The organism is Treponema sp. OMZ 805 (genome assembly GCF_050937395.1).
GTDB lineage: Bacteria > Spirochaetota > Spirochaetia > Treponematales > Treponemataceae > Treponema.
Genome location: NZ_JACCLP010000011.1, coordinates 53,529 through 79,250, shown reverse-complemented (window position 1 = coordinate 79,250; position 25,722 = coordinate 53,529). Strand labels below are relative to the sequence as shown.

At 44.4% G+C, this 25,722-nt stretch carries 21 protein-coding genes; 10 read left to right on the top strand and 11 right to left on the bottom strand.

The genetic code is table 11. The features are described 5' to 3' along the window. Positions 1 to 78: 78 nt before the first annotated feature. The 10 genes from HGH47_RS09420 to HGH47_RS09375 form a co-directional block, all read right to left on the bottom strand. Positions 79 to 1,242, bottom strand: coding sequence for a M20 family metallopeptidase (locus HGH47_RS09420; RefSeq protein ID WP_432911999.1), 1,164 nt, complete (start codon positions 1,240 to 1,242; stop codon positions 79 to 81). A gap of 277 nt (positions 1,243 to 1,519) precedes the next feature. Then, the gene (locus HGH47_RS09415) at positions 1,520 to 1,915 is read right to left on the bottom strand and encodes a type II toxin-antitoxin system VapC family toxin (RefSeq protein ID WP_212566017.1); all 396 of its coding nucleotides are present in this window, start codon (positions 1,913 to 1,915) and stop codon (positions 1,520 to 1,522) included. Next, positions 1,912 to 2,151 carry a type II toxin-antitoxin system Phd/YefM family antitoxin gene (locus HGH47_RS09410; RefSeq protein ID WP_212566016.1) on the bottom strand — a complete coding sequence of 80 codons (240 nt, stop codon included), beginning with the start codon at positions 2,149 to 2,151 and terminating at the stop codon, positions 1,912 to 1,914. Before HGH47_RS09410 ends, HGH47_RS09415 begins: the two co-directional genes overlap by 4 nt. A gap of 332 nt (positions 2,152 to 2,483) precedes the next feature. Then, complete coding sequence (locus HGH47_RS09405) at positions 2,484 to 2,873, bottom strand: toxin-antitoxin system HicB family antitoxin (protein WP_212566015.1); 390 nt, start codon at positions 2,871 to 2,873, stop codon at positions 2,484 to 2,486. Between the two features lie 79 nt (positions 2,874 to 2,952). Continuing rightward, on the bottom strand, positions 2,953 to 3,255 hold the full coding sequence (locus HGH47_RS09400; protein ID WP_212566014.1) for a hypothetical protein: 303 nt from the start codon (positions 3,253 to 3,255) through the stop codon (positions 2,953 to 2,955). Positions 3,256 to 3,373: 118 nt separating this feature from the next. Then, complete coding sequence (locus HGH47_RS09395; protein ID WP_206182354.1) at positions 3,374 to 3,679, bottom strand: helix-turn-helix domain-containing protein; 306 nt, start codon at positions 3,677 to 3,679, stop codon at positions 3,374 to 3,376. Beyond that, complete coding sequence (locus tag HGH47_RS09390; protein ID WP_206182355.1) at positions 3,648 to 4,028, bottom strand: type II toxin-antitoxin system RelE/ParE family toxin; 381 nt, start codon at positions 4,026 to 4,028, stop codon at positions 3,648 to 3,650. Before HGH47_RS09390 ends, HGH47_RS09395 begins: the two co-directional genes overlap by 32 nt. Positions 4,029 to 4,103: 75 nt before the next feature. After that, complete coding sequence (locus tag HGH47_RS09385; protein WP_212566013.1) at positions 4,104 to 4,568, bottom strand: hypothetical protein; 465 nt, start codon at positions 4,566 to 4,568, stop codon at positions 4,104 to 4,106. A gap of 356 nt (positions 4,569 to 4,924) precedes the next feature. Then, a complete protein-coding gene (gene ppk1, locus HGH47_RS09380; protein WP_432911991.1) occupies positions 4,925 to 7,099 on the bottom strand; it encodes a polyphosphate kinase 1 in 2,175 nt (724 codons plus the stop codon). A 36-nt stretch (positions 7,100 to 7,135) separates the two neighbouring features. Further along, positions 7,136 to 8,566, bottom strand: a complete 1,431-nt coding sequence (locus HGH47_RS09375) for an MGH1-like glycoside hydrolase domain-containing protein (protein WP_212566012.1) — start codon at positions 8,564 to 8,566, stop codon at positions 7,136 to 7,138. Between the two features lie 259 nt (positions 8,567 to 8,825). On the opposite strand from HGH47_RS09375, the gene HGH47_RS09370 reads away from it, so the two are divergent. From HGH47_RS09370 to HGH47_RS09360, 3 genes are all read left to right on the top strand, one after another. Further along, positions 8,826 to 11,210 carry an asparaginase domain-containing protein gene (locus tag HGH47_RS09370; RefSeq protein ID WP_230974565.1) on the top strand — a complete coding sequence of 795 codons (2,385 nt, stop codon included), beginning with the start codon at positions 8,826 to 8,828 and terminating at the stop codon, positions 11,208 to 11,210. A 13-nt stretch (positions 11,211 to 11,223) separates the two neighbouring features. Further along, positions 11,224 to 11,661, top strand: coding sequence for a GrdX family protein (locus HGH47_RS09365; protein WP_212566010.1), 438 nt, complete (start codon positions 11,224 to 11,226; stop codon positions 11,659 to 11,661). Positions 11,662 to 11,777: 116 nt separating this feature from the next. Next, positions 11,778 to 12,413, top strand: a complete 636-nt coding sequence (locus tag HGH47_RS09360; RefSeq protein ID WP_212566009.1) for a HEAT repeat domain-containing protein — start codon at positions 11,778 to 11,780, stop codon at positions 12,411 to 12,413. Between the two features lie 52 nt (positions 12,414 to 12,465). On the opposite strand, the gene HGH47_RS09355 is transcribed toward HGH47_RS09360, so the two are convergent. Then, entirely contained in the window at positions 12,466 to 13,407 is a 942-nt protein-coding gene (locus tag HGH47_RS09355) for a hypothetical protein (protein WP_432911984.1), read from the bottom strand. A gap of 426 nt (positions 13,408 to 13,833) precedes the next feature. On the opposite strand from HGH47_RS09355, the gene HGH47_RS09350 reads away from it, so the two are divergent. The 7 genes from HGH47_RS09350 to HGH47_RS09320 all read left to right on the top strand — a co-directional run bounded on the left by HGH47_RS09350 (position 13,834) and on the right by HGH47_RS09320 (position 25,718). After that, entirely contained in the window at positions 13,834 to 14,325 is a 492-nt protein-coding gene (locus HGH47_RS09350) for a prolyl-tRNA synthetase associated domain-containing protein (protein WP_212566007.1), read from the top strand. Between the two features lie 239 nt (positions 14,326 to 14,564). Continuing rightward, a complete protein-coding gene (locus HGH47_RS09345) occupies positions 14,565 to 15,497 on the top strand; it encodes a 2-dehydropantoate 2-reductase (RefSeq protein WP_253676201.1) in 933 nt (310 codons plus the stop codon). 335 nt (positions 15,498 to 15,832) lie between these two features. Then, positions 15,833 to 18,448 carry a selenium-dependent xanthine dehydrogenase gene (gene xdh / locus HGH47_RS09340; RefSeq protein ID WP_212566006.1) on the top strand — a complete coding sequence of 872 codons (2,616 nt, stop codon included), beginning with the start codon at positions 15,833 to 15,835 and terminating at the stop codon, positions 18,446 to 18,448. A gap of 63 nt (positions 18,449 to 18,511) precedes the next feature. Then, positions 18,512 to 19,876 (top strand): PGN_0703 family putative restriction endonuclease, encoded by a 1,365-nt coding sequence (locus tag HGH47_RS09335; RefSeq protein ID WP_212566005.1) that lies wholly within the window; start codon positions 18,512 to 18,514, stop codon positions 19,874 to 19,876. A 136-nt stretch (positions 19,877 to 20,012) separates the two neighbouring features. After that, the gene (locus tag HGH47_RS09330) at positions 20,013 to 21,302 is read left to right on the top strand and encodes a glycine/sarcosine/betaine reductase component B subunit (RefSeq protein WP_212566004.1); all 1,290 of its coding nucleotides are present in this window, start codon (positions 20,013 to 20,015) and stop codon (positions 21,300 to 21,302) included. Between the two features lie 10 nt (positions 21,303 to 21,312). Next, positions 21,313 to 22,602, top strand: coding sequence for a glycine reductase complex selenoprotein B (grdB, locus tag HGH47_RS09325; RefSeq protein ID WP_230974563.1), 1,290 nt, complete (start codon positions 21,313 to 21,315; stop codon positions 22,600 to 22,602). Positions 22,603 to 22,958: 356 nt separating this feature from the next. Beyond that, entirely contained in the window at positions 22,959 to 25,718 is a 2,760-nt protein-coding gene (locus tag HGH47_RS09320; RefSeq protein WP_212566002.1) for a PD-(D/E)XK nuclease family protein, read from the top strand. Positions 25,719 to 25,722: the final 4 nt, after the last annotated feature.

The window sequence follows — 25,722 nt, the reverse complement described above, 5'->3', positions numbered from 1 at the left end:
ACTGGTCAAACTTGTGTTCAGCAAAGTACAGGGATGTACTTCGCTGAACGAGCGACGAAGTAGATACGCCGTATATTTTCAAAAGGTAAGCATTATGGAAAGATACAACCTCGCCGCCCGATAAAGTTGAGAAAGCTTAATATGCTCGTTTTCGCGGTGGACGACGGCAAGATCGCCTGGGCCGATGATAACGGGAACGAGTCCCTGCTTTACTAGTATGCTACCGTCGGTAGAACCCGCAAAGATGTCCGGGATATACGGTAAGCCGGCGGCTTCCAGCGCTGTTTTGCAGCGCTGTACCAACGGTTCGCTTTCCGCCGTTGCCCACGAAGGGCGCCTATCGATAACGGTATACGACACTTGAGCGGTAGGAACTTCTTGATGCAATGATGCAATCAGTTTATCCAGCTGCGCCCATACTGCATCGATGGGATGACCGACGGCAAGCCGCGCATCAACGGTAAATATGCAAGTATCAGGGACTACCTGCGGTTCTACTCCCGCCTGTATCGCCAGTGTCCGCCAAAAGGACTCCCCGTTTTCCGCCGAAGAATAGTCCGACAACTCGGTATGCTTAATCTTTTCTATTAAATTGATTGCTGTGTAAATCGCATTATCTCCGGCGCCTGCTTGTGAACCGTGAGCTGTTTTACCCCGTACACAGACATCCGCCCATGTTCTCCCTTTCCCTTTTATGCACAGCTTTAAATCGGTTGGTTCGCACACCACTAACGAGCGGGCGCCGTCAAACAGCGGAGAGTATAAAAGCTTCTTCGAGCCTTTCATGTAGTTTTCTTCATCGATTGTCGCGGCAAAGATAATATCAGTCGGCGGAACAATACCGTGCCGCTGTAAAACAGACATTGCATAAAGCGCAGCTGTCAGTCCGCTTTTCATATCGCTGCTGCCGCGGCCGTAAAGAATACCGTCTCGTGTTTCGGCGCCGAACGGGTTAAAGTTCCATCGTTTCCGCTCTTCGTCGGAAACCGGTACGACATCCATGTGTCCGGTAAAGATGATGCTATTTTCACGGGTTTTCCCGCACACCCGAGCGACAATATCACAGCGGCTTCCTTCAACCGGAATCCGCTCATATTCAATCTTATTCGCTTGTAAAAAATCTTCTATATATTTCACCATCGGTGCTTCGTTCCCCGGCGGATTAATACTGGGAATTTTTACAGCGCCTGCAAAAAATGCGCAGAGTTCATCATCATCGATATAATCAAAATAGTTTTGCATTGGTACTATCCTTTATCCTTTAAAAGCTTACCACTCAATTTTGAGTAATTTTCCGTAGTGAATTTCAGTAAATCATCTTTATTTCTTGCCCGCGTCATAGCTCTCTCCTATCCCAAAGCGTCTCGCAGAGTCGTCCACATAACATCGTTTTAAACTGCATTGCCGTGCCCGTATAGGGCTTGGCGTGGAAATTGCATAAAAGAGCGCAGCCACTTTAGTGACGCAGCGACATAAGCAATTTCCATGACAAAGGCTTTTGTCAGCGTTGAAGCGGGTGTTAGGATAAGATTTTTAAGCCATATTTTTTATACTTTATAACCTGTGTATCAACAGATAAAAAATAGTAATCAGAGTTTATTGATTGCCAAATCATAATTCTATCAAATGGGTCTTTGTGTTCTATCGGCAATTTATAAAAACTAATTAATTCATCATTTTTAAAAGGTCTACATTTAAAAAAACTATTTTCTACTTCTTCATAGAATTCTTCAGGAGTTATTCCTTTTAGGGATAATTTGCCCATATTACATTTTATTGATATTTCCCATAAACTAGCTTGACTATAAAAAATTTCATTTTCGTCTGCTAATAATTTATTATAAACTGATTTAGATATTTTACTTGTATCAATAAATGCCCATAATAAATAGTGCGTATCTAATAGGATTTTCATACATTAATAAACTCTTCATCTGTTATTGTCCAGTTCTCACTGAATTCAACCTTTACTTTTCCTTCTAATGTGCCAAGCTTTCTCGCTTTGATTCTTTTGTACTCGTCAATTGGAACAATCACGGCTATCGTTTCTTGTTTTCGACCAAAGGCAATACCAATTTCATTACCTGATTCTACTTCTTTCAAAAGCGCGGAAAAATTCATTCTTACTTTAGCTATCGATAAAGTTTTCATATATGTATATCATAATATATATGTACAACATAGTCAAGTTGTTCTTAGTTAGGGTTTCTGGATTATAAATAAAATATATAACATTTAAAAGCTTTGCTTTCGTGATTTATAACAGTATTTTTGTTGAATTTTATGCAAAAATCTATATTTCGAGATTTAAATAATCAAATTTTCCTGTCAGTATTAAAAAATTTTAATAATAAGGATAACTGCCCTTTTATTTCAAAAATCAATCATCAAATTTTGTTTATTATTCGTGCCGCAGGCATCCGTCTAACTTGCGTTTTAAACCGCAACGCAGCTTGTCTGCGTTGTCGGCTTTGAAAACGGTGTTATACGAATACAGCTTGTTCTTGCGATAATATATGTTCTTTTTCTGAATTCTTTGCAAGAAGATATACGCAATATTGGTTCATACTTACTCCTTCCTTTTTAGAATCTTCGGCAAGAGTCTTGTGCAAAGATTTTGGAATACGTAGTTTGAATTGACCGGAATAAGAATCAGCACTTTTTGGTTCTGCAATTTCAATATTTTCTTCAATGGCAGCCAAGAACCACTCCTTTTTTGCATCTTCTGCATTATTAACTGCATCAGAAATTGTTGAACCGCAAGTTATACAACCCGGAAGGTCTGGATATGAGGCTACAAAACCTGATTCTTCTGAATCCGGAATAATTTCCAGTTTATATGGCATTTTCATATATTCATCAATTGTTTTCATATCAGTTCTCCTTTCCCTTGTGTGCCTCTTCTGATTCTACAACCTCTTTTACCATTCTTACATAAATAATTTTATTGTATCACTCCAGATCACAATGATAAACAAAAAGTTCTATTCCTTTTTCATCAAAAATTATTTCCGCTCTCCTTTTAGTCGCTTCATAAGTTGGATAGCCTTGCTTTGTTTTACCGTTAGAATCAAGGCAATAACTTATATGATTTGGTGTCTGACGCTCTTTTGGTGAAAGGTGCCAGTAACCACATCGTGAGCATTTATAACTTACTTGTTCATTCCCATATTGTCTTTTCACATATTCAATAGCTTCTTGAGCTTCATATTCAGATTCATAGTCTTTAAGGGTGAACCATCTTTTTTCTTGCAAATATCACTATCAAACATTTTTCCTCCTAAACTGCTGCCCGAAGGGCAGTCCACATAACATTCGCTTAACCTGCATTGCCGTAAAGGCAATGTCAGGTTGAAGCGGGTGTTAGGTCTTCTTATACTTTCAAAAGAACTTTTTCCTGGTTTTTAGAAAAAGCAAGTTTTGGATAAGTAATAATTTCAAGTCCCATTCCGAGACTGTCGAGATAGTCTATTAAAGTTGAAATTTTTATATCTTTCCTTTTTTCAATTTTAGAAACAGATGACTGGGTAAAATTAGTCATTTCTGACTGTTTTACATTCTGTTCTTCGCGAAGCTGTGCAAGACGAATTGTCATAATATCCTGCTCGGCTTTTATGTGAGTGCGACGAACAGCCTCTGGAGACATATTACTTTCCATCATTTTGATTGCGTCTTTCATTTTCTAACTCCTTCTCATGTCTTTCAACTATTACTTCGGATTCGGCTATTAAATCTTTGTAAAACTTATCCCGGTCTTTACCTTTCTTGTCTCCGCCAGTAAGCAAAAATGCATTTCTAGCAGAATCAAAGTAATAGGCAACTCTCAAAAGATGTTTCTGAGTCTGGTTTCTCAGTTCTTTAAGGTTACTAAGTTTCTTAGAACCATGAAGGACATCTGCATACGGACGTGAAAGATTTGGCCCGTATTGTTGTAGTAAAAGAACTCTTTGCAATACGGCTTCCTTACATTTTTCGTCCAATGTTAGAAACCAAGCATCATATTCATCTGATGAATCTACATTCCACATAATTTATTATATGAACTAAAGTGAATATTTGTCAAGAAGAAAAAGGCGGGCTTGACCCGCCAGATTATTTAATTATTATGGATAGGTAAATTCAGCAACATTGCTCCAAGCACTGTCAGAAACATTATATGCAGGACTTGTTACTTTTAACCAGAAATAGTACTTTTTCCCAGATGTTGGCTTGAAATAAGGTGCAATATTATAGACATAATTTACGGTACGTGTATTTTCCCCTGCTTCTACAGTAACAGAAGTATTTGTATCACTATAATCGGCTTTAGAAGAATCATTTGTAGTTGAATACCCTAAAACAGCTTGATATGCGCCATCTATGCCTGTTTTTCCATTATATGTAAATGAAAAATTAACATCACAACTAATTGTGTTATCCGTAATTGAATTGATAACCAGATTTGTCGGGGCAGCAAGTTTAGTTATTGTGTTCCCATCATCATTTGAACTGGGATTTTTGCATCCGGTGAATACAACCGTTAATACCAACGCTACAAAAATTGCAGCATTTTTTAATAAATGTTTCATAAAATCCTCCTACGATTTTATTTTCTTTAGTCGAAAATATGTTGGAAGATTTACCTTATTAACAATAAGTGCCGCTGTGCGGCATCAACCTAACACCCTTTCGACCTTTCCTCATAATATCATAGGACAACCCTATTCGCAATCTAAACTTACCTGTTTGAAAATCATCATCTTTCTACCATAACATCAGCCGGAACACATCACTAACGGGCAGATTAGGCCTATCTTCACTAAATGATATAAAGACGAATCACATTCGGTCGATAGGGCTTTGAACGCCGAAACCACCGCGGTTGAGGACGTGGGTGTAAACCATAGTGGTTGAAACATCGCTGTGACCAAAAAGCTCTCTAAAGCTATTCATCGGCAGTTTGACTTTCAAAAAATCGATGCAAGGCTTCTTGCGCCCGAATCGGCGCCTGATCCTCTTGCGGAGTTTGACGACGCCAGCTTCCGTCCGGCAGCATTTTGAACGCCTTTACATTATCTGCAAAGTACACGCTAAAAAAATATTCCAGAAGCTTCTGATTCTGCTTATCCAAAACAGGAAACAGCAGCTCTACTCGCCGCTCAAGATTGCGGGGCATCCAGTCCGCGCTGGAAAGGTACCATTCAGGATTACCACCGTTTTCAAAATAGAATATCCGGCTATGCTCCAAATAGCGGTCGATAATACTGACGACACGGACATTGTCACTAATGCCACGCTGCCCGGGAATAAGCATACAGATACCCCGCACGTTTAAATCGATACGGACACCTGCCTGCGAAGCCTTGTATATGGCGGCAATCAGTTCAGGATGAGAAAGGCTGTTCATCTTTGCGATAATGCGGGCTGGTTTATGCTGTCGCGCAAAGTCGATTTCCCGCTCGATATATCCCAGCAGGGTATGCTTGAGTGCGTCAGGCGCGGTAATGATATCGTGGGGAGCCTCTTGCGTATATTTGCCGCACAGACGCGAAAAAATAATGTGCGCATCGGCAATCATCCGTGGATTGACGGTAAACAATGATATATCCGCATAGAGCCGTGCGGTGGTGTCGTTGTAGTTGCCGGTCGACAGGTGCAGATAGCCCTGCTCACCGTGCGCCTCACGCCGCATAATCAACAAAAGTTTTGCGTGAACCTTCAAATGCGGCAGATCGTACACCACCCGCACACCGTGCTTTTGCAGCCGCTTTACCCAGCCGAGATTCCGCTCCTCATCAAAGCGCGCTTTTAATTCCACAAATACCGTAACCTGTTTTCCCCGCTTTGCAGCCTCTACCAACGCGCGTACAACAGGCGAGCTTTTACTGGTACGGTACAAGGTCATACGGATGGATGTTACGGCAGGGTCTTTCGCGGCGTCAGACAAAAGCCTGATAACCGGTTTATATGACTGATACGGCACGTGCAGTAGAATATCGTGGGCTTTGATGCTATCCCACAGCGTGCCGTCAGAGGGAAAGGCAGGGTGTGCAAAATGCTTCCATTTTTCATTCCTCAGCCGCTTAAACCCGTCTATCTCCGTGATTTTTGCAAAAGAGGAAAGCCCAATGGGCGCCTCGCTTAAATAAATATCTTTTTCACCCAGCTGAAATAAATCGCTCATCCGCCGCACCAATGCGGGAGATTCATGGGTACTCGTCATCCGCACGACAAACGAGTGCCGACGCCTGATAAGAACTTCTTCCAACGCTTCGATAAAGCTGTCATCGGAGGAATCGTCAACCGTCATACTGGCGGATCGGTTAATCTTAAAGATTCCCGTTCCGGTAATCCGGCAGTCGGGAAAAAAGGCACCGCCGAAATATCGAATCAGCTCGTCGATCAGTACGAACCGAACCTTTTTTGCAGGGGTGTTGATTTCGCCGTCTACCGGTGAATTAATGTCGCGTTTCGGCGATTCATGTTCACCCTTCGATACTGCACCTTCGTTGTCTGATAGTGATTCCCGTTCATTCTTAGGCGGTTCATGTCCCGCTTCCGATTGCAAAAAGACAAAGCGCGGAGCCGACGACACCGGCACAATTGCCAGCCGGTCTTGTCCGCCTGCATCATCCGAAAGCAAAAACCCGACATGCAGCCGCACATTGGCAACACTGTCTGCAAGTGCCTGTTCATTTTCGGAAACTTGCGGGGTAATAATCGGGTAGAGGCGCCGGTAAAAATAATCTTTCAAAAAATGCCGCTCCGATTCGGAACATTCTTCCGGCTTGCAATAGGCAAACCCATGCGCTTTTAGCTGGGGTAAAATTTCGGTATTTAACACTGCTTCTTGAATGTCAAACAAGACGCGCGTTTTTTGCACGATGGCTTCTAACAGCGTTTCTACCGGCCAATCGTCAGCGTCGGCAGGAGAATGCCCGCTTTTATAAAGCTCCTGCAAGCCGGCCACCCGCACCATAAAAAACTCATCAAAATTTGAAGATACGATACCGATAAACTTGAGCCGCTCCAAAAGCGGTACCGTAGAAGAGCACGCTTCCGCCAATACCCGCTCGTTAAAATCGATCCATGAAAGTTCCCTGTTAAGATAGTCCATCATAGTGAAGGTCTCGCAAAACCTTGCAGGCAGCTCCGCTTACAGTTTATCGATGAGCATCGAACACTTACCGGAAGGTATCGGCAGCGTTTTCTTTTTTTGTCCGAGGATATTGATGGTAAAGTAATAGAGCTTTTCGCTTTCCATGTGGATTTCCCAGCCCCGCTGCGTTTTTGACGACAGGATGGTAACAAGGTTCCGTTTCAGGCTCAAGTTTTCGATGCCCATCACCTCAAGATTCGGAATAATCCAATCGACGGTTTTCCGCGGGAAGCTGATGGAAAGCCCAATCACATTTTCGATCATCAATGTGATGGTCGAGAGCGCTGCTGAAAAGAGATATTGTTTGCGCGGGAAATTTTCATGGTCAGGCCATTGCGCATGGCCTTCTTTTTGCGGCAAATACGCTTCCCACAACGCGCCTTTTTTGCTGTTGCCGTCGGGAGCAAGGCCGTCAAGCACATAGTAGATATGCCGGATAGCGCATTCTCGCGCAAGTTCCCACCGCTCATATTTTTCCAAGCCCTTAATGACGATAAAGTTCAAATGCGGGAATACACTGCCTAAGGCTCCCATACCGCGCTCATTATACGAAGCGTCATCAAGCGACAAACTGGGAATGGGATGGTCGGAGCCGAAGGTTTCGGGATTCAGCAAGTGCGCGGAAAGCTGTTCGGCTTTATCCTCATTGGGGATTTCGGCAAGCAGCGGCCAAAAACCGGCGATTGTCTTTTGCGGTAACTGCTGTTCATTCGCATCGATATCGTGATAAAAACCGGTTTCGGCATTCCACATTAAATTATTAATACGGGTTTTCAGTGTAAAATAAACCCGCTTATACTGAAAACTCAATTCCTTGTCGTTAAGAATATCGCCCAGCACCGACATATACAGCGCATTAACCGCGACCGCTGCGTTAAAGTCTACCAGATATGCGGCTTTCTTGCGCGGCGTATTGTACATCTCTACGGCTGCGAGCGGGACGGTATATAATCCGTTCGGTTGTTTAAACGAAGTATCCAGCCACTTCATATAGCGGGTGAGTACCGGCATGACATCCTTCACCCGTTTTTTATTCGCCGTCTTGTGGAACATATTGTATTCCGCCCATGCAAAAAGCGGCATACCGACACCTTCGGGATTATCGCTCGAAAACACCGGCTCACCGGTTTCGACATTATACCGAGACCGAATCGCTCCCGACTCTTCCTGATGTGCATAGAAAAAATCCAATCCCTGATTCGCACTATAGTTTCGGTTTGAATAGACAAAAAAGAACGATGAAAAGATGGTTTCATACTGATTTAAAAACCATCCATTGTTATCGGGATACAGAAAGAAACTTTCAGTTGTTCCTTTTTCGGTCTTTATATTGAATAAAAAATCCTGAATAAACGACCACGTTCTATCATAAATATCAACAAAATCCTGATCATAAAAATGAACTTTTGGAAAATCGCGCTTGTTCACCACTGCTCCTCAACAACCCACCGCTTTTATTCCTAGTATTTTTGCACAGTTTTAACCGTAACCATTTAAAGAGTGCCGTCCCGTTAAACACTGAGAAAAATCATGCAAATAATTGAGCGAATCTTTCGCGTATATAGTATATCATATTTTTTCGCATAGTTGTATAATTTTTTCAGTTTTTTGTATATTCTGATCAAAATCTCTAAAACCTATCGATTTTTTTAGAGCTAATATCATTTCTGTGTTGCAGGAGGAACGCTTGTACCAATCATTTGTTTTTCTTGAAATCCGCATTTTAATATTATCGGATGAAAAAGCGTTTTGCTCATGCAAAGCAGGCTCCTCTGCCGACAGCTGTCCTATTTGTACGCGCACACCGGGATATCCGCCGCTTTTAAAAGAACGCATTGCCCGCGATGCGTACCGGCTTGCCCAAAGTCTCGGCTGCACGCTTATCCCAAAAGCCCAATATGAATATCCTTCGGGTATGCCGACGCTCCCTTCCGAATATCAGCTCTGCGGCGCTTCGGTAAAAATTGCGGAAAAAGGCGTGCTTGATATCGAATTTCACAAACACAAAAAGCAGATTGATATTTTGGAAATACGCATCGAAGAAGATGCGGGACGCCTTATGCACGCCGACGGCAAGGCTTTTATGGATTACAGCTCCGCGGGAATGCCGAGCATCAGGATACGCACCGGTAATAATCTTGAACTGGGCGAAGAAGCGGAGATGTTTTTAACCGAACTGAACAACCGGCTGCGGTACATCGGACTCCTCACCGATTCCGACAGTAGTCATAAAATCCGCTGCAATGCCTATGTTGCTTCTACCGAATTTCCCAATCCACCGCAGCACTATGTAAAACTGCGGAACCTTAACTCTTTTAACTTTGTACGGAAGGCGGTAAACGAAGATTTACGGCGGCAGGAAGATATGCTCAAACAGGGGAATGACCCGATTTCTGAAAGCCGACTGTGGAATGCCCGCATGGAGCGTACCGAACCGTATAAAACACGGGATTTTATCGATTATGTTAAAACAAAACCGGTAGAAGAGCAGGCTTTTTACACCGCGCCGGATACGCTGCTGCAAGAGGTATTGCAGACTGCTCCGGAAAATCAGCAATCGCGAAAGCTGCGCTATATTCAATCCTTCGGTCTATCCATTCCAATTGCACGGGCGCTGTGTACCGAGGCGCGGCTTGCGGATTTTTTTGAAGCGGTGCTGCAATTCGGAATTGAGCCGAAAATCGCCGCAAACGGGATTCTGGAAGATATTCTCCCGCTGCTGAAGCGCGCCGGTAAAACAATCGACGCCTTTGTTTTGCAGCCTGAATACTTTGCCCGTATTTTGCGGCTTGCGCAGGAGGGAACAATTAACCATCCGATTGCCCGCACCCTGCTGCAAAAGATTATTATCGACGGCGCTGACCCCGCAGCCCTGCTTGCTCAAGATGAATGGATAAAGATATCAGACGAAACAACGCTGAGGACTCTCGTGCAAGAGATGCTTAGCAAACATCCGAAAGAAGCGGAACTGCTCAAAACCGGTTCGATGAAATACCTCGAAATCCTGTGCGGGCAGGTGATGAAGCGGACAAAAGGATTTGCCGACCAGCAGTTGGTAAAGCAGCTTATTAAGGAAGAATTGAATATCCGCATTATCTATGTGCTTTCGATGGGTGGCGCAATTTCGGCTACCATACAAAACGGACAGGTGAAAGCGGGAAGTACCAAAATTCTGTCCGAGCTTTTGGATACCACTATTGCAAAGCGGCATATCCGCATCGAGCCGACCATTTCCGACGGGCTTTTCAGCGAAGAGCTGGAGCCGGCGGATTGGGCACGGCTTATCCACACAATCTGTGAAAAAATCGCTTCGGGGACAGCCAACGGTATCGTGATAACGCACGGAACCGACACGCTCGTCTATACCGCGCCGCTGATATACTGGCTTTTTGCCGACACGCCGGTCTCCATCGTATTGACTGCATCCGGCACTGCCCCTTCGGAATCGGAGGAAGCGCGGCGAAACTTTAACGCGGCAATCAAGCTCGCTTGGGAAAAAGAAAACGGCGTCTATGTTTCTTTTAACGGTAAGGTGCTTTCGCCGCTCAATCTCAAGTTTGTCGATTCCGGCGATATCGGCTTTGTAAACTGGAATATGCAAACGCCGCTCTTTCGGGGTGAAGGACTGCTTTCGGATTATGAAGAAAGCGACAGCCTCGTTTTTGAAAGCCTCTTGAGCGAAGCTGCCGACAATATGTTTTTGATAAAAACCTATCCCGGCATTCGGAGCGAGCGGCTTATTTCATTACAAAAAGATATACGCACGTTCTTTTTAGAGCTGTACGAAAACGGTACGGCCAATATGAAAGACAGCTCATATTCTTTAAAAGAATTTTTGAAACGCGGCAAAAAACAGCACTGCAGGTTTTACTGTACTTCTCAACAGGAAGAAGCGATCGACTTTTCCAACTATGCCAGCGCGCGGGACTTATGGAAAGAAGGCGCCGTACCGATGGGGATGCTCACAACCGAAACAGCCATTGCACTGTACTATGCAGCATCTCTCGTATGCGACACCCAAGAGGAGCTTGATCGTATTATGGAAACAGCTGCGCTCTTAAACGAAAAATAAAAAGGAAAGACTCATGAAGCAACTGATTATTACCAACAACCCTAAAACTGCCGAATACATTGAACGCCAAAGTAAAACACGGAATAGCAGCACAAAAGCAAACACCTCGAATAGCGGCGCCGAGACGGATACCTCAAATAACACCCTTGAAACCGCGGATATTGAACTGATATTCTGCGCGTCGCGGGACGAACTGTACACACAGGTGCGCGACCATATCCACCGGAACTGGAAGCTGCAAAACCATGCAATGTATGGGAACATTCAGCTGCACAAGCAGCCGTACCGCAGTATGGTGTTGGCGGAAGGAACTGCGCTGGATACCCGATCGTTGCAGTTATGGGAGCAAGCCATGGAGCGGGTAAAACGCACTAATCCGCCGAGTTATTCGGAAAAAGTGCTGGAAGACTTCCAAGCGCTAGACCTTTCTTTATTTAGAAGCGCCCTATAGGAAGCCTTTAAAAGCTATACCTGAGTTTTTAGAAGATGCCCTATAGTATCTTGTACGTAAATATGATAAACAGATAAATCTTATCACACACGTATCAGTACCCAGAGGAAGAAAAGATGAATAAAATTATTGAACGCTTACAAGGTATTACCTATACGGCACAAACAAATCCTGCAACGTTAACCGGTGATGATATTGCATTTGTTACTCAAAGCGTTAAAAGCAACAACGAGAAAGTAATTGCGCAGGCATATACCGCTATCGGTCACATCGGAAATAACAGACCGGAAAAAGTTATGCACCTCATAGATGGAGCCTTTGCTGCATTAAAGGACAGTAACTGGGAAATTCGGGAACAAGCCGTTTTAGCGCTTGGTCGCATAGGCAGGGCGGATATCAACACGGTAAAAAATCGGCTGGATAAAATTATTCAATTACATTGCGATTCCGTACCCAAAGTACGGGCGGCAATGCTGGAAGCCTGTCAAAGTATTGCCAACGCCAAAGCGTCCGTCTTTAAACCGTACATCGGCTTATTTGAACGTATGCTGGACGATCCCGACAAGGAAGGTGTACGTGAGCACGCGCCGGATATATTCCGCATCATCGGGAAATACGAACCGGAAATGGTTGAACGCTCATTGGTGTTGTTAAAGGAAAAACTACGCGACCCTTCCCCGACAACGCAAGCTCGTGCCGTCGAAGCCATACGCACAATCGAAACATTCTTGCGCAGACCCCCGACGGTGTAAGCCATTTATCAAGGCATCGCTAAAAATCTAACCAAGTTTTTAGAGATACCCATTAGTTGTTGGGGAGATTCACATCAAAGATTATCCCTACCCGCTTAAAGACTACTGTATCCCGCTTAGTTTTATCGATTGTACGGGTTTGATAAAATTTTTTCAAATCCTCAGCTGTATAATTATGAGCGGTCTTCCATTGTGCAATAAGTAGGATTGTCAGTTGATCGACAGGTTTAAAGCTGAGGATTGGTCCAAACACGACATTATAACGATCTTCGCCCCAATTACGTTTATCGGCGCCAGAGGGGACTTTAAAAAAGGTCTTTTCAGTTTCCACTCTAAAGGCAATCATATTCATCGGCAGCGGCATTTGGTAACCGAGCACGTATGAAGCGCAATAGGTAAAGCCGTTTCTATTTTCGCCGTCATCATTCTGAAACACCCACGAATCAAGCGCGCTAAGCCCTGTTACACCTCGGTATAAAAAGTACTGATCAATCCTTGCGATTATATGAGTCCAATCGGTTGGGATAAGCGCTCCCAAATCAAATTGTAAAGCGGCGCCGAAATTCGCAGTGTAAAATGCGTTTTTAAAGTTAATAGGAACTTTCTGCGTTGTGCCGGAAACATTCTGATTTAACGCAAGACCGTGCCACCCTGCAAGCGTCCAGCCAGAGCCAATACTTGCACCTCCGTATACTTCCAAAAAAGCGATCGGAGTCCACACGATATCAAACTTTCCTTCCACAGTAACCGGTGTAAGTTCAGCCCCCAGCTTAAATTTAATATTATTACCGCGCATAAACGGATTATTAAAGTTCAAAACCGGAACTTTAATAACTTCCGTTACACTCAGCTTGCCTGCCCAAGGATAGGTAACAGCGAGATTGATATTTGTCGAATATTTTACCTTTGACTTTTCCTCTGCTCCTTCTTCCTGCGCGGAAAGAGTACCAAGAATCAGTAAGGCACCAATCATCGATGCAACTAGTTTCTTCATAAACACTCCTTAGCGTACTCGTTTTTTCAAGACAGCATAACATAAAAATATTGTTCATAAAAACGGCACACTATCAAGCCTACACGGATGCAGCTTTTTATGCAAGACCTCGACAGCGCAATTACAGGGTAAACGCATCAGGCCGTTTTTAACATCCCCGCGGAAAAATTGAGACTATTCGACCAGAGTTGAACCTCTTTGCGGTTCAAATGGTCTCACAGTCTCAATTTTTCCGCGATTTTTATCTACTCTGCCTGATACGTTTACCCATTTGCCGGAAAAATGTGCGAAATTTTAAATCAACACCCCCGACGCAAACGTCGGGGTATTAAACCGCACGAATAAAATTTCGCACAGGATGTGTTGTCTTTTCTTTTATTTATGTTATAGTATTTAAAGAATCTCATAAGGTACAAGGAGATTTTTATGACACCAGCTGAAAATGTTTACAAAGCATTACAGGATATGGGTATCAGCTATGAAGTAATTGAACACCCACCGGCTTTAACTACCGAAGAAGCCGACAAATACATCGAAGGCAAAGAAGGGTGCCGAACAAAAACGCTCTTTCTGCGAAACAGAAATAAAAAACGGTGCATTCTACTCATTATGGATGAAGTGAAACGGCTCGATATGAAAAAGTGCGCGGAAATGCTTGAAGAAAAAGAATTTAAGTTTGCGTCAGCAGAATTATTAGCAGAAAAACTCGGCCTTGCAGCTGGAGTGGTGTCGCCGTTCGGTCTATTAAACAACACAGCGCATGACGTAACCGTATACTTTGATAAAGCGATGCTTGACGAATACCGCATTCTAACCTTTCATCCGAATGAAAATACTGCAACGGTTTTTATCGATTCCGGCGACTTGCAGCGTTTTATCAAAAACACCGGACATGAGTATTTTATCATCAATGTGTAAAACATAGACGTTTAAGTTTGCTTTATAAACTTGACTTCGTTTTCCATAAGTCTGTAATTGCCTATACCTATAAAATAGAGAGACTTATTACGAAACAAGAAATTTTAATGTTAACACTGGGGATGTCTCAAAAGTTGGTTGCTTTTTCGCCATCCCTCATCAGCAAAGCTGATACAGAAAAAGCCGATAGGCTTTCAGTTTTTGGACAGCCCTAGTGTTTCCCTAATAGAGGTGGTTATATGAAGGTTGTTATTGCCGGTTCAGGTGCAATGGGCTGTAGCTTTGGATTTATGCTGCAAAAAAGCGGTAATGATGTAACACTGCTGGACGGTTGGCAGGATAATATCGATGCAATCCGGAAAAATGGGTTGCACTTGCAGGACGGTACTGCGGAATTATCGACAAAAATCGATATTTATAAACCGGAAGAGTTCAAAGGGACTGCGGATTTTGTCATTGTGTTTACAAAATCAATGCAGCTGGAAACGATGCTGAGCAGTATTAAGCATGTGTTGCGGGATGATACCAAAATACTCTGTCTTTTGAATGGACTGGGGCATACGGAAACCCTGAAAAAGTTTATCGCGCCTAAGAATATCTTTATGGGCGTAACGGTGGTAACTGCCGGAATGAAGGGACCGGGAAGTGCGGTACTGTCGAGTCATGGTAAAACAGAAATTCAGAATATTGTACCGGAAGGGAAAGCCGGTGCAGAGATGATTGTAGAAGCACTCAATAAAGCGACCATGCCTGCAGTATATTCCGATAATATCCTGTGGTCTATTTGGCGGAAAGCCGCGCTTAATGGCGCAATGAACAGTACCTGCACAATTATGGAATGCAATATGCTGGAGCTTGGCAGCATTGCAGGCTGTAAAGATATGATGCGTTGTATTATCTCCGAGTTTGCCGCTATCGCAAAAACGCAGGGTGTTACGCTGGATGTTGATTCCGTAACCGATTATGTGTATGGATTTACACAACCGGATTTTGTCGGCGCAAAGCACTATCCTTCAATGCACCAAGATTTAATCAAAAACCACCGTTTAACCGAAATTGATTTCTTAAATGGCTATATTTCCCGCAAGGGCAAGGAGCTGCACATTCCTACACCGTATTGCGATCTGATTACTACCTTTATACACGGCAAAGAGAAATTATTCGGTCTATAAAAGTGGGCGACGCTGCGGCTGAGCCGTGTGGTTACCGCATTACCAAAACCTCTTTTTAGACAGACATGAGAGGTTGCCTTCACCTATCAGAGCAGCTACGCCGAGCAAATCACGGGTGCGGTCTGTATCCGGCATTACATTCCCGTAAAATCAAACTATTTTTTTGGTATCCTCATTTTCTTTTTTTATTGTTGATTTTTCCATTTTTATCCCTTATACTCATAATATAGTAGAGTCAGATAGTTTAGAATATCCGTTATGGATATCGACAATTAACGGAAGCTGCTACGGTTTCCGTTAGATTTAATATAATACCGTTCCGGATGGAGTATGCTATGGTATCATTAACCGTTAACGGCCGGATTGTTGAAGCCGAAGAAAATCAAAAACTTATCTATTTTTTACGCGATTCGCTGCACTTAACTTCCGTTAAAAACGGGTGTATGGAAGGCGCCTGCGGAACTTGTACTGTTTTAATAGATGAAAAACCGATGAAGGCTTGTGTTCAAGTTACCGGTAGATTAGCAGGAAAATCAATCATGACGCTTGAAGGCTTTCCCGAACGCGAGCTTGCCGTATATCAATATGCGTTTGCCCACTGCGGTGCAGTGCAATGCGGCTTTTGTATTCCCGGTATGATTATCTGTGCAAAAGCGCTGATAGACGGAAACCCCAATCCCTCATCTGCGGATGTAAAACAGGCTATCCGCAACAATATTTGCCGTTGTACCGGCTATGTAAAAATTGAAGAGGCTATTTTATTGGCGGCAAAACTGCTGCGCGAAAACACGTCTGTTCCGGAAGCAAAAACCGAAACAGCGGTAGGGATCAGCGCGCTTCGTGTCGATTCATACGCGAAAGCCGCAGGTACCGCCGAATATACCGATGATATGTATCCGGATGGAATGCTCTACGGAAGCGCCGTGCGCACTGCATATCCGCGGGCAAAGGTTGTGTCTATCGATACCGAAGAAGCTGAAAAGATGCACGGCGTTCATCTCGTAATGACGGCAAAAGATCTCCCCGGTATGCAAAAAATCGGACATTTAAAAAAAGACTGGGATGTGCTTATTCCGCTTGGCAAAGAAACGCATTATTTAGGGGATGCCATCGTTCTGATTGCCGCCGAAAGCCGCGAGATTTTGGAAGCTGCAAAAAAAGCGGTAAAAATCGAGTATGAAGAGCTGCCGCCTGTGTGTTCTATGACAGAGGCAATGGCAGAAGATGCGCCGCATGTCCACGAAGGAGGGAATCTTCTTTCAAAAGAGCATCTTGTGCGCGGCAATACTGATGAGAAACTGAAAAATTCAAAATACGTCGTCTCGCATCATTATTCCGTGCCGCCGACCGAACACGCCTTTTTGGAGCCGGAAACGGCAGTTGCAAAGCCGGACGGAGAAGGCGGTATTATCATCTATTCGGGTGATCAAGGCGTGTACCAAACAAAGCGGGAATGCGCAGAGGCTACCGGCTTACCCATTGATAAGGTACGGGTTATCGCCAAGATGGTCGGCGGCGGCTTCGGCGGTAAGGAAGATATGAGCGTGCAGCACCATGCGGCTATCCTTGCGTTACAGACCGGACGCCCCGTCAAGGTGAGTTTAAGTAGAAAAGAAAGCATTATCATCCACCCGAAGCGGCACGCGATGGAGATGGATTTTACCCTCGGTTGCGATGAAAACGGCTACCTCACAGGCTTAAAAGCAGTGCTTCACTCGGATACCGGCGCTTACGCCTCGCTCGGCGGGCCGGTGCTCCAGCGTGCCTGTACCCATGCGGCTGGGCCGTATAACTATCAGGATATCGACATCCTCGGCTGCGCATGGTACACCAATAACCCGCCGGCCGGTGCATTCAGAGGATTCGGCGTAACACAGAGCTGCTTTGCCGTTGAATCGTGCATCAATTTATTGGCGGAAAAGGTCGGCATCAGTCCGTGGGAAATCCGCTATCGGAATGCAATCCGTCCCGGGCAGGTACTGCCGAACGGTCAATATGCCGACGATTCAACCGCTCTTGTACAGACCCTCGAAGCGGTAAAGCCGTATTACGATGCGCATCCCAAGGCGGGAATTGCCTGTGCTATTAAAAACTCGGGACTTGGAGTCGGTATTCCCGATTTCGGGCGCACAACTCTGCGGCTTCAGGCGGACGGCGTACATATCTATTCGAGTGCGGCCTGTATCGGGCAGGGGGTAGGCACAATTCTGTTGCAGATTGTCAGCGAAGTGCTTGATTTGCCGCGCAGCCTATTGCATTACGAAACACCCGACACCAAGTTTGCGCCCGATGCGGGGAATACGACCGCCTCACGGCAAACCGTATTTACCGGCGAAAGTACCCGCATAGCGGCTACCGATGTAAAAAAAGCGCTTGAAGAAGAACTGCAAAAGCGCGGCAAAACGGGAAAACTTTCCGAACATCAGGATATACTGCCCGAATTGTTTACCGCCCTCAGTGGTAAAGAATTTTTTGCGGAATATACCTTCCCGACGGACAAAATAGGATCCGATAAACCCCATCCGGTAAGTCATGTTGCGTATGGATATGCAACGCACCTTATCGATTTGGATGAAGAAGGGAAACTTGCATATATCGAAGCGGCGCATGATATCGGTCGGGCTATTAATCCGATTTCGCTGCAAGGGCAGATCGAAGGCGGTGTTGTGATGAGCCTCGGGTATGCGCTGACGGAGGACTATCCGCTGCAAAAGGGTGTTCCGACTGCTAAGTTCGGTACGCTCGGCCTGTTTAAAGCGCCGCAGGTACCGCCGATAAAGGTTGATATTATCGAACAGAACGATAATGAGCTTGCATGCGGTGCAAAGGGAGTTGGCGAAATTGCCAGTATCCCGACGGCTCCTGCGGTAGCGCTTGCGTATTATAACCGCGACGGTATCTTTAGAACCAAACTGCCGCTGGAAAATACGCCGTATAGCCGGAAAAAGTAAACGAAAACGAAAAACCCGATTGACTGGGAAAGGATTGAAAAACCGGAAGATGCTTGAAAATAAATGAACCAGACAGGATTAGAAACTAAAATTAATTTTACGGGAAAGAATAAGCTTACAGATGAAGAATTTGTTGAGTATTATGAGCAATTATGGGATAAAACTCCTCATAGAGGAATTAATTGGCCAACAAAAGAACAGCTTGCTGAGAGTAAAAGAATAAGTTTAAACCGATATAATTTTTCTGAAGACACGTATGCAAATGATGAAAAATGGGTAAATGGTTCAACTTTTGGGTGGAACGACTACGAAATAAGTAATTACGGTCGTATAAAATATAAAGGTAGTATTGTTCTCCAAGATGACAACGAGTTAGATGGCTACCTTAAGTTATCTAAAAGCAATAAAGAAGTTGATCACAATATAAACGTTTATGAACTCATCGGAAGAGCTTTCTTAGGGAAAAGAACGAATGATGACTATGATATTCATCATATAAATGACGATGGCTACAATAATACGCCTGAAAATTTAATTTTATTAACTAGAAAACAACATAATTTAATTCATTGCAATATAAAAATAAAAAAAGAGAATGTTATAAAAGAACTAAAAAAATATAATTATTGTACTTTGATTTTGCACTTATCTAACTACAAAGCCTCCGTATTGAATACTCCAGAACAAATGAATTACAGAGGGAAAAAATATCGCCATATTTTACCAGAAGAAAAAAGAATGCTGAATCTCATTGATTTAGGATATAAAGATTCTTTAGAAAAATATATTACTGAAAGTAAGATAAAATTGCATAGAGATTTTTCGCATTTAAATTCGTCACAGGCTCTTTGCTTGAACTTATTTTATCCGTTACTGAAAGACCATAATTTGCATTTCGTAAATAATAATATTTCTTTATCTGCTATAGGAAAATTTGAACATATAGAAGAAACCTCGTTTGAAGTTTCAGGCGAATATACAAATTTTGATTTTTTTATTAATGATTCAAATACAAAATATTTTTTTGAAATAAAATATACAGAACAAAATTTTGGATCAATTAATACTAATAATCCAACAGAGGTGTATCGCACTAAATATAAAAATAATTATTTACCACAACTAAAAAAAATCTGTGATGAAAAATATTTAAACGATGACTTCGAGGATGAATTTTATAAAAAATATCAGCTTTGGCGTAATATCTGCCATGTAGATATCGGTACAATTACTTTTGTATTTTTAAAATCACGAATTAATTTGAGAAGTGAAATCGATAATGCAATAAAAAAATGTAAACCTGAATACGCAGCGAAAATAGACATTATCTATATTGAAGATTTAATTGGCAGATGTCTTGAAAACAAGAACTTACCTTTTTATAATCACTATTCAGAGTTTTATAATAAGTATTTAAAAAATATTTAACGACTATTGGGAACCTCTAAAATCTACAGTTTTTAGCGATGTCCGGCATAAATTGACAGCTTAGATTAATTGCAATAAAATAGTATAGTATACTTAGGGGGTAGTCTGCCCCTTTCAAAAAGTATAGGAGGTCGATATGAAGCTTGAACTGGGAATTATTCCCATTCATGAGATGCGGTTTGCAGCAAAAACCGCTATCCAAGGAACTTGTCTCGAAATCAACAAAGATGAGCTTATCTCTCTTATTAAAGAAGACCCGCTTATCACTGATGTTTCACTGACAATTACAAAACCGGGCGATAAAACTCGTATTATTTCCGTTAAAGATGTTATTGAGCCGCGCTGCAAGATTGAAGGCAGCGGTGTTTGCTTTCCCGGATTCTTCACCGGCGAAGAAGATACGGTCGGCTCCGGTAAAACTGCCGTACTCCGCGGTGCAGCTGTTGTAACAACCGGTACCGTTGTCGGATTCCAAGAAGGAATTATCGATATGAGCGGGCCCAGCGCCGAATATACACCGTTTTCCCGCACGGTGAATCTCGTGGTAAAAGGTACCGTTAAAGATGACACTACCCGAGCCGTTAAAGAAAAATCGTTGCGTTTGATGGGGCTTAAAACCGCCCGCTATTTGGGTAACGCCGCAAAATCCGTTGCTCCGGCTGAAACCGAAGTTTACGAAACGCTGAACCCGATTGAACAGGCCAAGCAGTATCCCAATCTTCCGAAAGTCGGCTATGTATATGCGCTCCAGAGCCAAGGACTGCTGCACGATACCTACTATTATGGTGTTGATGTTAAGCAGATTGTGCCGACCATTATGTATCCGACGGAAGCGATGGACGGCGCAGTCGTAAGTGGCAACTGTGTTTCCGCCTGTGATAAGAACCCGACGTATGTACATCAAAACAGCCCCGTTATCCACGAACTGTATAAACGGCACGGAAAAGATTATAACTTTATCGGTGTTATCGTAACCAACGAGAACGTAACGCTTGCCGATAAAGAACGCTCTTCTTCCCTGACTGCACGCCTTGCGGAACAGCTCGACCTTGATGCGGTTATTATCTCCGAGGAAGGGTTCGGGAATCCCGATGCCGACTTGATGATGAACTGCCGCAAGATCGCTGCAAAGGGCATTAAAACCGTATTGCTAACCGACGAATATGCAGGTCAAGACGGAGCCAGCCAGTCACTTGCGGACGCTCATCCTTCCGCAGATGCCGTTGTGTCGAACGGAAATGCCAATCAGGTTATCAAACTGCCTAAGATGGACTTGGTTATCGGTGATCCCCAACAAGCGAACGTTATTGCAGGCGCATGGGACGGCAGCTTACACGAAGACGGAAGTATCGAAGCGGAATTACAGGTTATTACCGGCGCAACCAATGAGCTGGGCTTCTGGAATTTATCCGCATGCGGATTATAAGAGGTAAACAATGAAAAAGATTGTACACTATATCAACCAATTCTTTGCCGGAAAGGGCGGAGAAGATGTTGCCGATTACAAGATTGAAGTAATCGACGGAAATGTCGGCCCCGGTATGGGGATTCAAGCAGCGCTCGGCGACGGTGGAAAAATCGTTAAGACGATTATCTGCGGTGATAATTATTTTAACGACCATACCGACGAGTGTATGGCATTTATTCAAGATGTTTTAAAGAAAAATGAAGCAGACTTGCTGATTGCCGGTCCCGGTTTTAACGCCGGCCGTTATGGTATGGCATGCGGCGGCGCTGCAAAAGCGGCAGCTGCACTTGGTATCCCTGCTATCACCGGTTTATACGAAGAGAATCCCGGATACGATGTATTCAAAGCCTTTATGTATACCGTTAAAACGAAGAACTCTGCTGCCGATATGCGCCATGCAGTACCTGCAATTGCCGCAGTTGCAAAGAAGGTATTAAACGGTGAAGCAATCGACCTTACCACCGACGGTTTACTGCCGCGCGGAATCCGTCAAAACTACTTTGCAAAAGAACGCGGGGCAAAACGCGCCGTCGATATGCTCGTACAAAAACTCAAGGGTGAATCTTTTGTTACAGAATATCCGATGCCGGTGTTCGATCGCGTACCGCCGCATGCGCCTATCACCGATATTTCCAAGGCGGTTATCGCATTGGTAACTTCAGGTGGTGTTGTTCCGAAAGGGAACCCCGATCATATCGAAGCATCTTCCGCTTCTCACTACGGAGAATATTCTCTAAAAGGCATCTCCGAACTGACTTCCGAAAACAGTGAAACGGCGCACGGCGGTTATGATCCCACCTATTGTAACGCTAACCCCAACCGTGTATTGCCGGTCGATGTATTGCGTGATATGGAACGCGAGCACAAAATCGGAAAGCTGCATGAGCTGTATTATACGACAGTCGGTAACGGTACCAGCGTTGCGAATGCAAAGCGTTTTGCTTCCGAAATTGCCGGAAAGCTTGTAAACGCCGGAGTGCAGGCGGTCATTCTTACCTCTACGTGAGGCACCTGTACTCGTTGCGGTGCAACGATGGTTAAAGAAATTGAAAAAGTTTTACCGGTTGTGCATATTGCAACCGTAGTCCCGATTTCAAAAACAGTAGGAGCGAACAGAATTGTACCGGCGGTAGCAATTCCTCACCCGCTCGGAAACCCCACGATGAACGCAAAGGACGAAAAAGAACTACGCCGTGCGCTTGTCGAAAAAGCCTTAAAAGCCTTACAAACACCCATCACGGAGCAGACTGTGTTCTAAAAGACCGGCTAACGGTTTCGGCTGTTAGCTGATGTCGAAAACAAGAAGTTCTTGTGTGAACGCCCGCTAAAGCGCATCTGTTTTAGCGGGCGTTTTTATGCGTGCGGTTTAATCTCCCAGTGCGCTGTAGTATGGCTTTATCATTCGTAGCTTTATAATTTGGCATTACTTGTATTTCCTGATATTTACCCTTATCTGATATCTATGAGGTTTCCTATTGAGTTTGAGAGATGCTCAATCCGATTTTTTTGTGTATAATACATTATTGAGCTTTCATCGCTGATAGAAACCAGATCATAGGCATCTCTAAAAAGTCGGTTAGATTTTTAGAAGCTTCACATATTTAAGAGGTTATTATGCGCATCATATCCGGCTGTTCCACTATAGAAGACTGTATCCGCCGCTACGGTACGGACGCCCGCACCTGTTTTGTGTTTCCGTCACGGATTGCGGCTCGGCTTTGGATGCATCGTGCGCTTGCGTTGACCGGCCTTGCAGCGGTTCCTGCCGAACTGTTTATTGCATGGGATGCCTTTAAGGCGGAGTGCTGTATCGCTCAAGCGGAAAATAAAAACCCGGCGTCTCAGATTATCCGCCTGCTCTTTGCGCATCATATTGCAGCCGATAATGCTGCGGCGGAAAAACCCTTTCTACAGAACATCATCCCGGCGGACTACGCAGCCGACGGCGCCATATTTGCGCAATGGATTGCCGGTATTTTGCCGCAGTTGGATCATTGGGAAAAACGCGCGGCGCAGCATAAAGCCGGTAAAGACGCCGAGTTCTCCGATTTACGGATTTTGAAAAAAGCATATACGGAATTTTTGGACGCACACCGGCTCTTTGAACCTTCTTGGGCGGGGGCGGAATTTATCCCGCATACACAACAGTACATTTTACTCTATCCCGAATTAATGGAAGACTTTGACGAGTATCGCAGTCTATTGGAAAAACGGCCTGAACTGTCGATACTTCCCGCCCCAGCCTTTAACGCTGAAACAACGCCGCTTATCCAATTCGGCACCATGCGGGAAGAAATTCGCTCTACGGCGCTCGCAGTTGAGCAGCTCTTGGCAACCGGAGTTCCTGCCGATGATATTGCGCTCAGCATTGCCGGTATTGAAGATACCGTACCGTATCTCAAGCGGGAGTTTGCATTGCGGAATATCCCCGCGGAATTTCGGCTCGGGTTTAAACTCGGCGAACAGCAGGCGGGGCAGCTCTTTCCGTTGCTTGAACAGTGCGTACAGGAACATTACTCGTTTGAAAGCCTTAAACCGCTGCTGCTCAATCCTCATATTCCGTGGAAGCATCCCGCGCAGATACAAGCGCTCATCAATTTCGGTATAAAAAACAACTGTCTTGTTTCGTGGAAGGATGAAGGTCACTATAAAAATGTCTGGAAGGAGGCGTTTAAACTCCCTATCCCGTATAATCCTCATAGCAGTGCTGAGGAGGAGCAAGCCGAAAAAGAGCAGGCAAAAGAATGGCTCCTTCCCTTTATGAAAGCTGCGGAGCGGTTCGTGCAGGCTCAAAGCTTTTCCGAAATGCGGCGGCAGTACATCCTCTTTAGAGCGCAGTATCTGAATCCCGACGGCTTCTCAGCCGAAGACAATGCCGTCATCGGCCGCTGTATCACACTGATGCAGGAATTGGTACAGCTTGAAGAGGATTTTGCCGACTGTCTGCCTGCACAACCCTATCGCTTTTTTACCGCTCAACTTTCCCGCGAAATCTATGTACCGCAAAATACCGGAAGAGCGGTCAGCATCTTTCCGTTTAGAGTCGCGGCAGCTACTCCTTTTGCGCATCACTTTGTGCTCAACTGCAACCAAAAAGCAAGCAGGGTAATCTATCAAAAACTTCCCTTCTTACGGAAAGACAAACGGGAAGACCTCGGCGTTGTCGAAAAAGATGCAACGCAGGCCTTTTTTGCGGTGTATGCAATATACGGCACCGTGCGCTTTTCCGTTTCCGAACAAACCTTTTCGGGCTTTACCGTCAGCAATGGCATTTTTACCGCCTTTGCCTCCCGCCCCGACCTGAATGACAGCGATTCTCTTTTGCAGGAATATCGCTTCTTTAAACGGGAAGAACCTGCGCCGGAAGCGCTGTATTCCGTTCAAAAAGCGGGATTTGAACAATTCGCCGGTATTAAACAAGCGCGCGGCTTTTCCTTTTTAACCGAACCTTTTAACGGCAGCCTACCGGTACTTTCGGAAAAGCTCAAGGTCGGACACTATACGGACGGGGCATTCCGCATCAGTCAAAGCGGCTTACATCTTTTTTCCGGCTGTCCGGCTCAATGGTTTTTGTCGTCGGCGCTTTCCATCAACGAAGAAGACACTGATGCGGAACTTTTCAACCCGCGCTATATCGGTATCATTTGTCATCGTATTTTGGAGCGGCTCTATCAGCGTATACGGGAAACCGATAGGGTGTTTATCTCTGCGCATCTCGCCGATTATAGGACGTGGGCTGAATCGATATTTAATGAGACCGTTCACAGCCAAACCGATTTTCGAGGGCCGCTCGCCGCGCCTTTTATCGAATCGATTAAAAAGCGCAGTTTAAAAAGCGTTGACTTTGTGCTTACGTTCGATGCGGAAAAGCTGGACGGTTATACGCCGTATATGATGGAAGGCGAGCTGCAGTACCGGAGCGGAGACATCCTCTATCACGGACTCGTAGACCGCATCGCCTATCAGGAAGCGGAAGACCGCGCCGTCATCCTTGATTACAAAAGCGGCAGCATTCCGGCGGCTTCGGATTATCAGCCGGAAGCCATGCGCGACTTTCAAATGCCGATGTATCTGTTCCTTGTAGAAAACGAACTTTTTAAGCAGGAGACGGAGCACGCTTTTTTCCTCGGTATCACAAAGGAAGAAATAAAATACATTGTCAACGATAAGGCGGCAATACCGCAGGGCAGCTCCCGTTCTAAAACGAGGGAAGAATTCGAACCGTCGATTCAGGCTTTTTTACAAACCGCGCAAGAATACGCACAGCAGGTCGATATGGAAGACTTTAGAAAACCGGCAGCCGTACAATGGCAGGATTGTATGGGATGTCCCTTTCACACTATTTGCAGAACAACTTTTGCTGTCGAGGAATAAGACT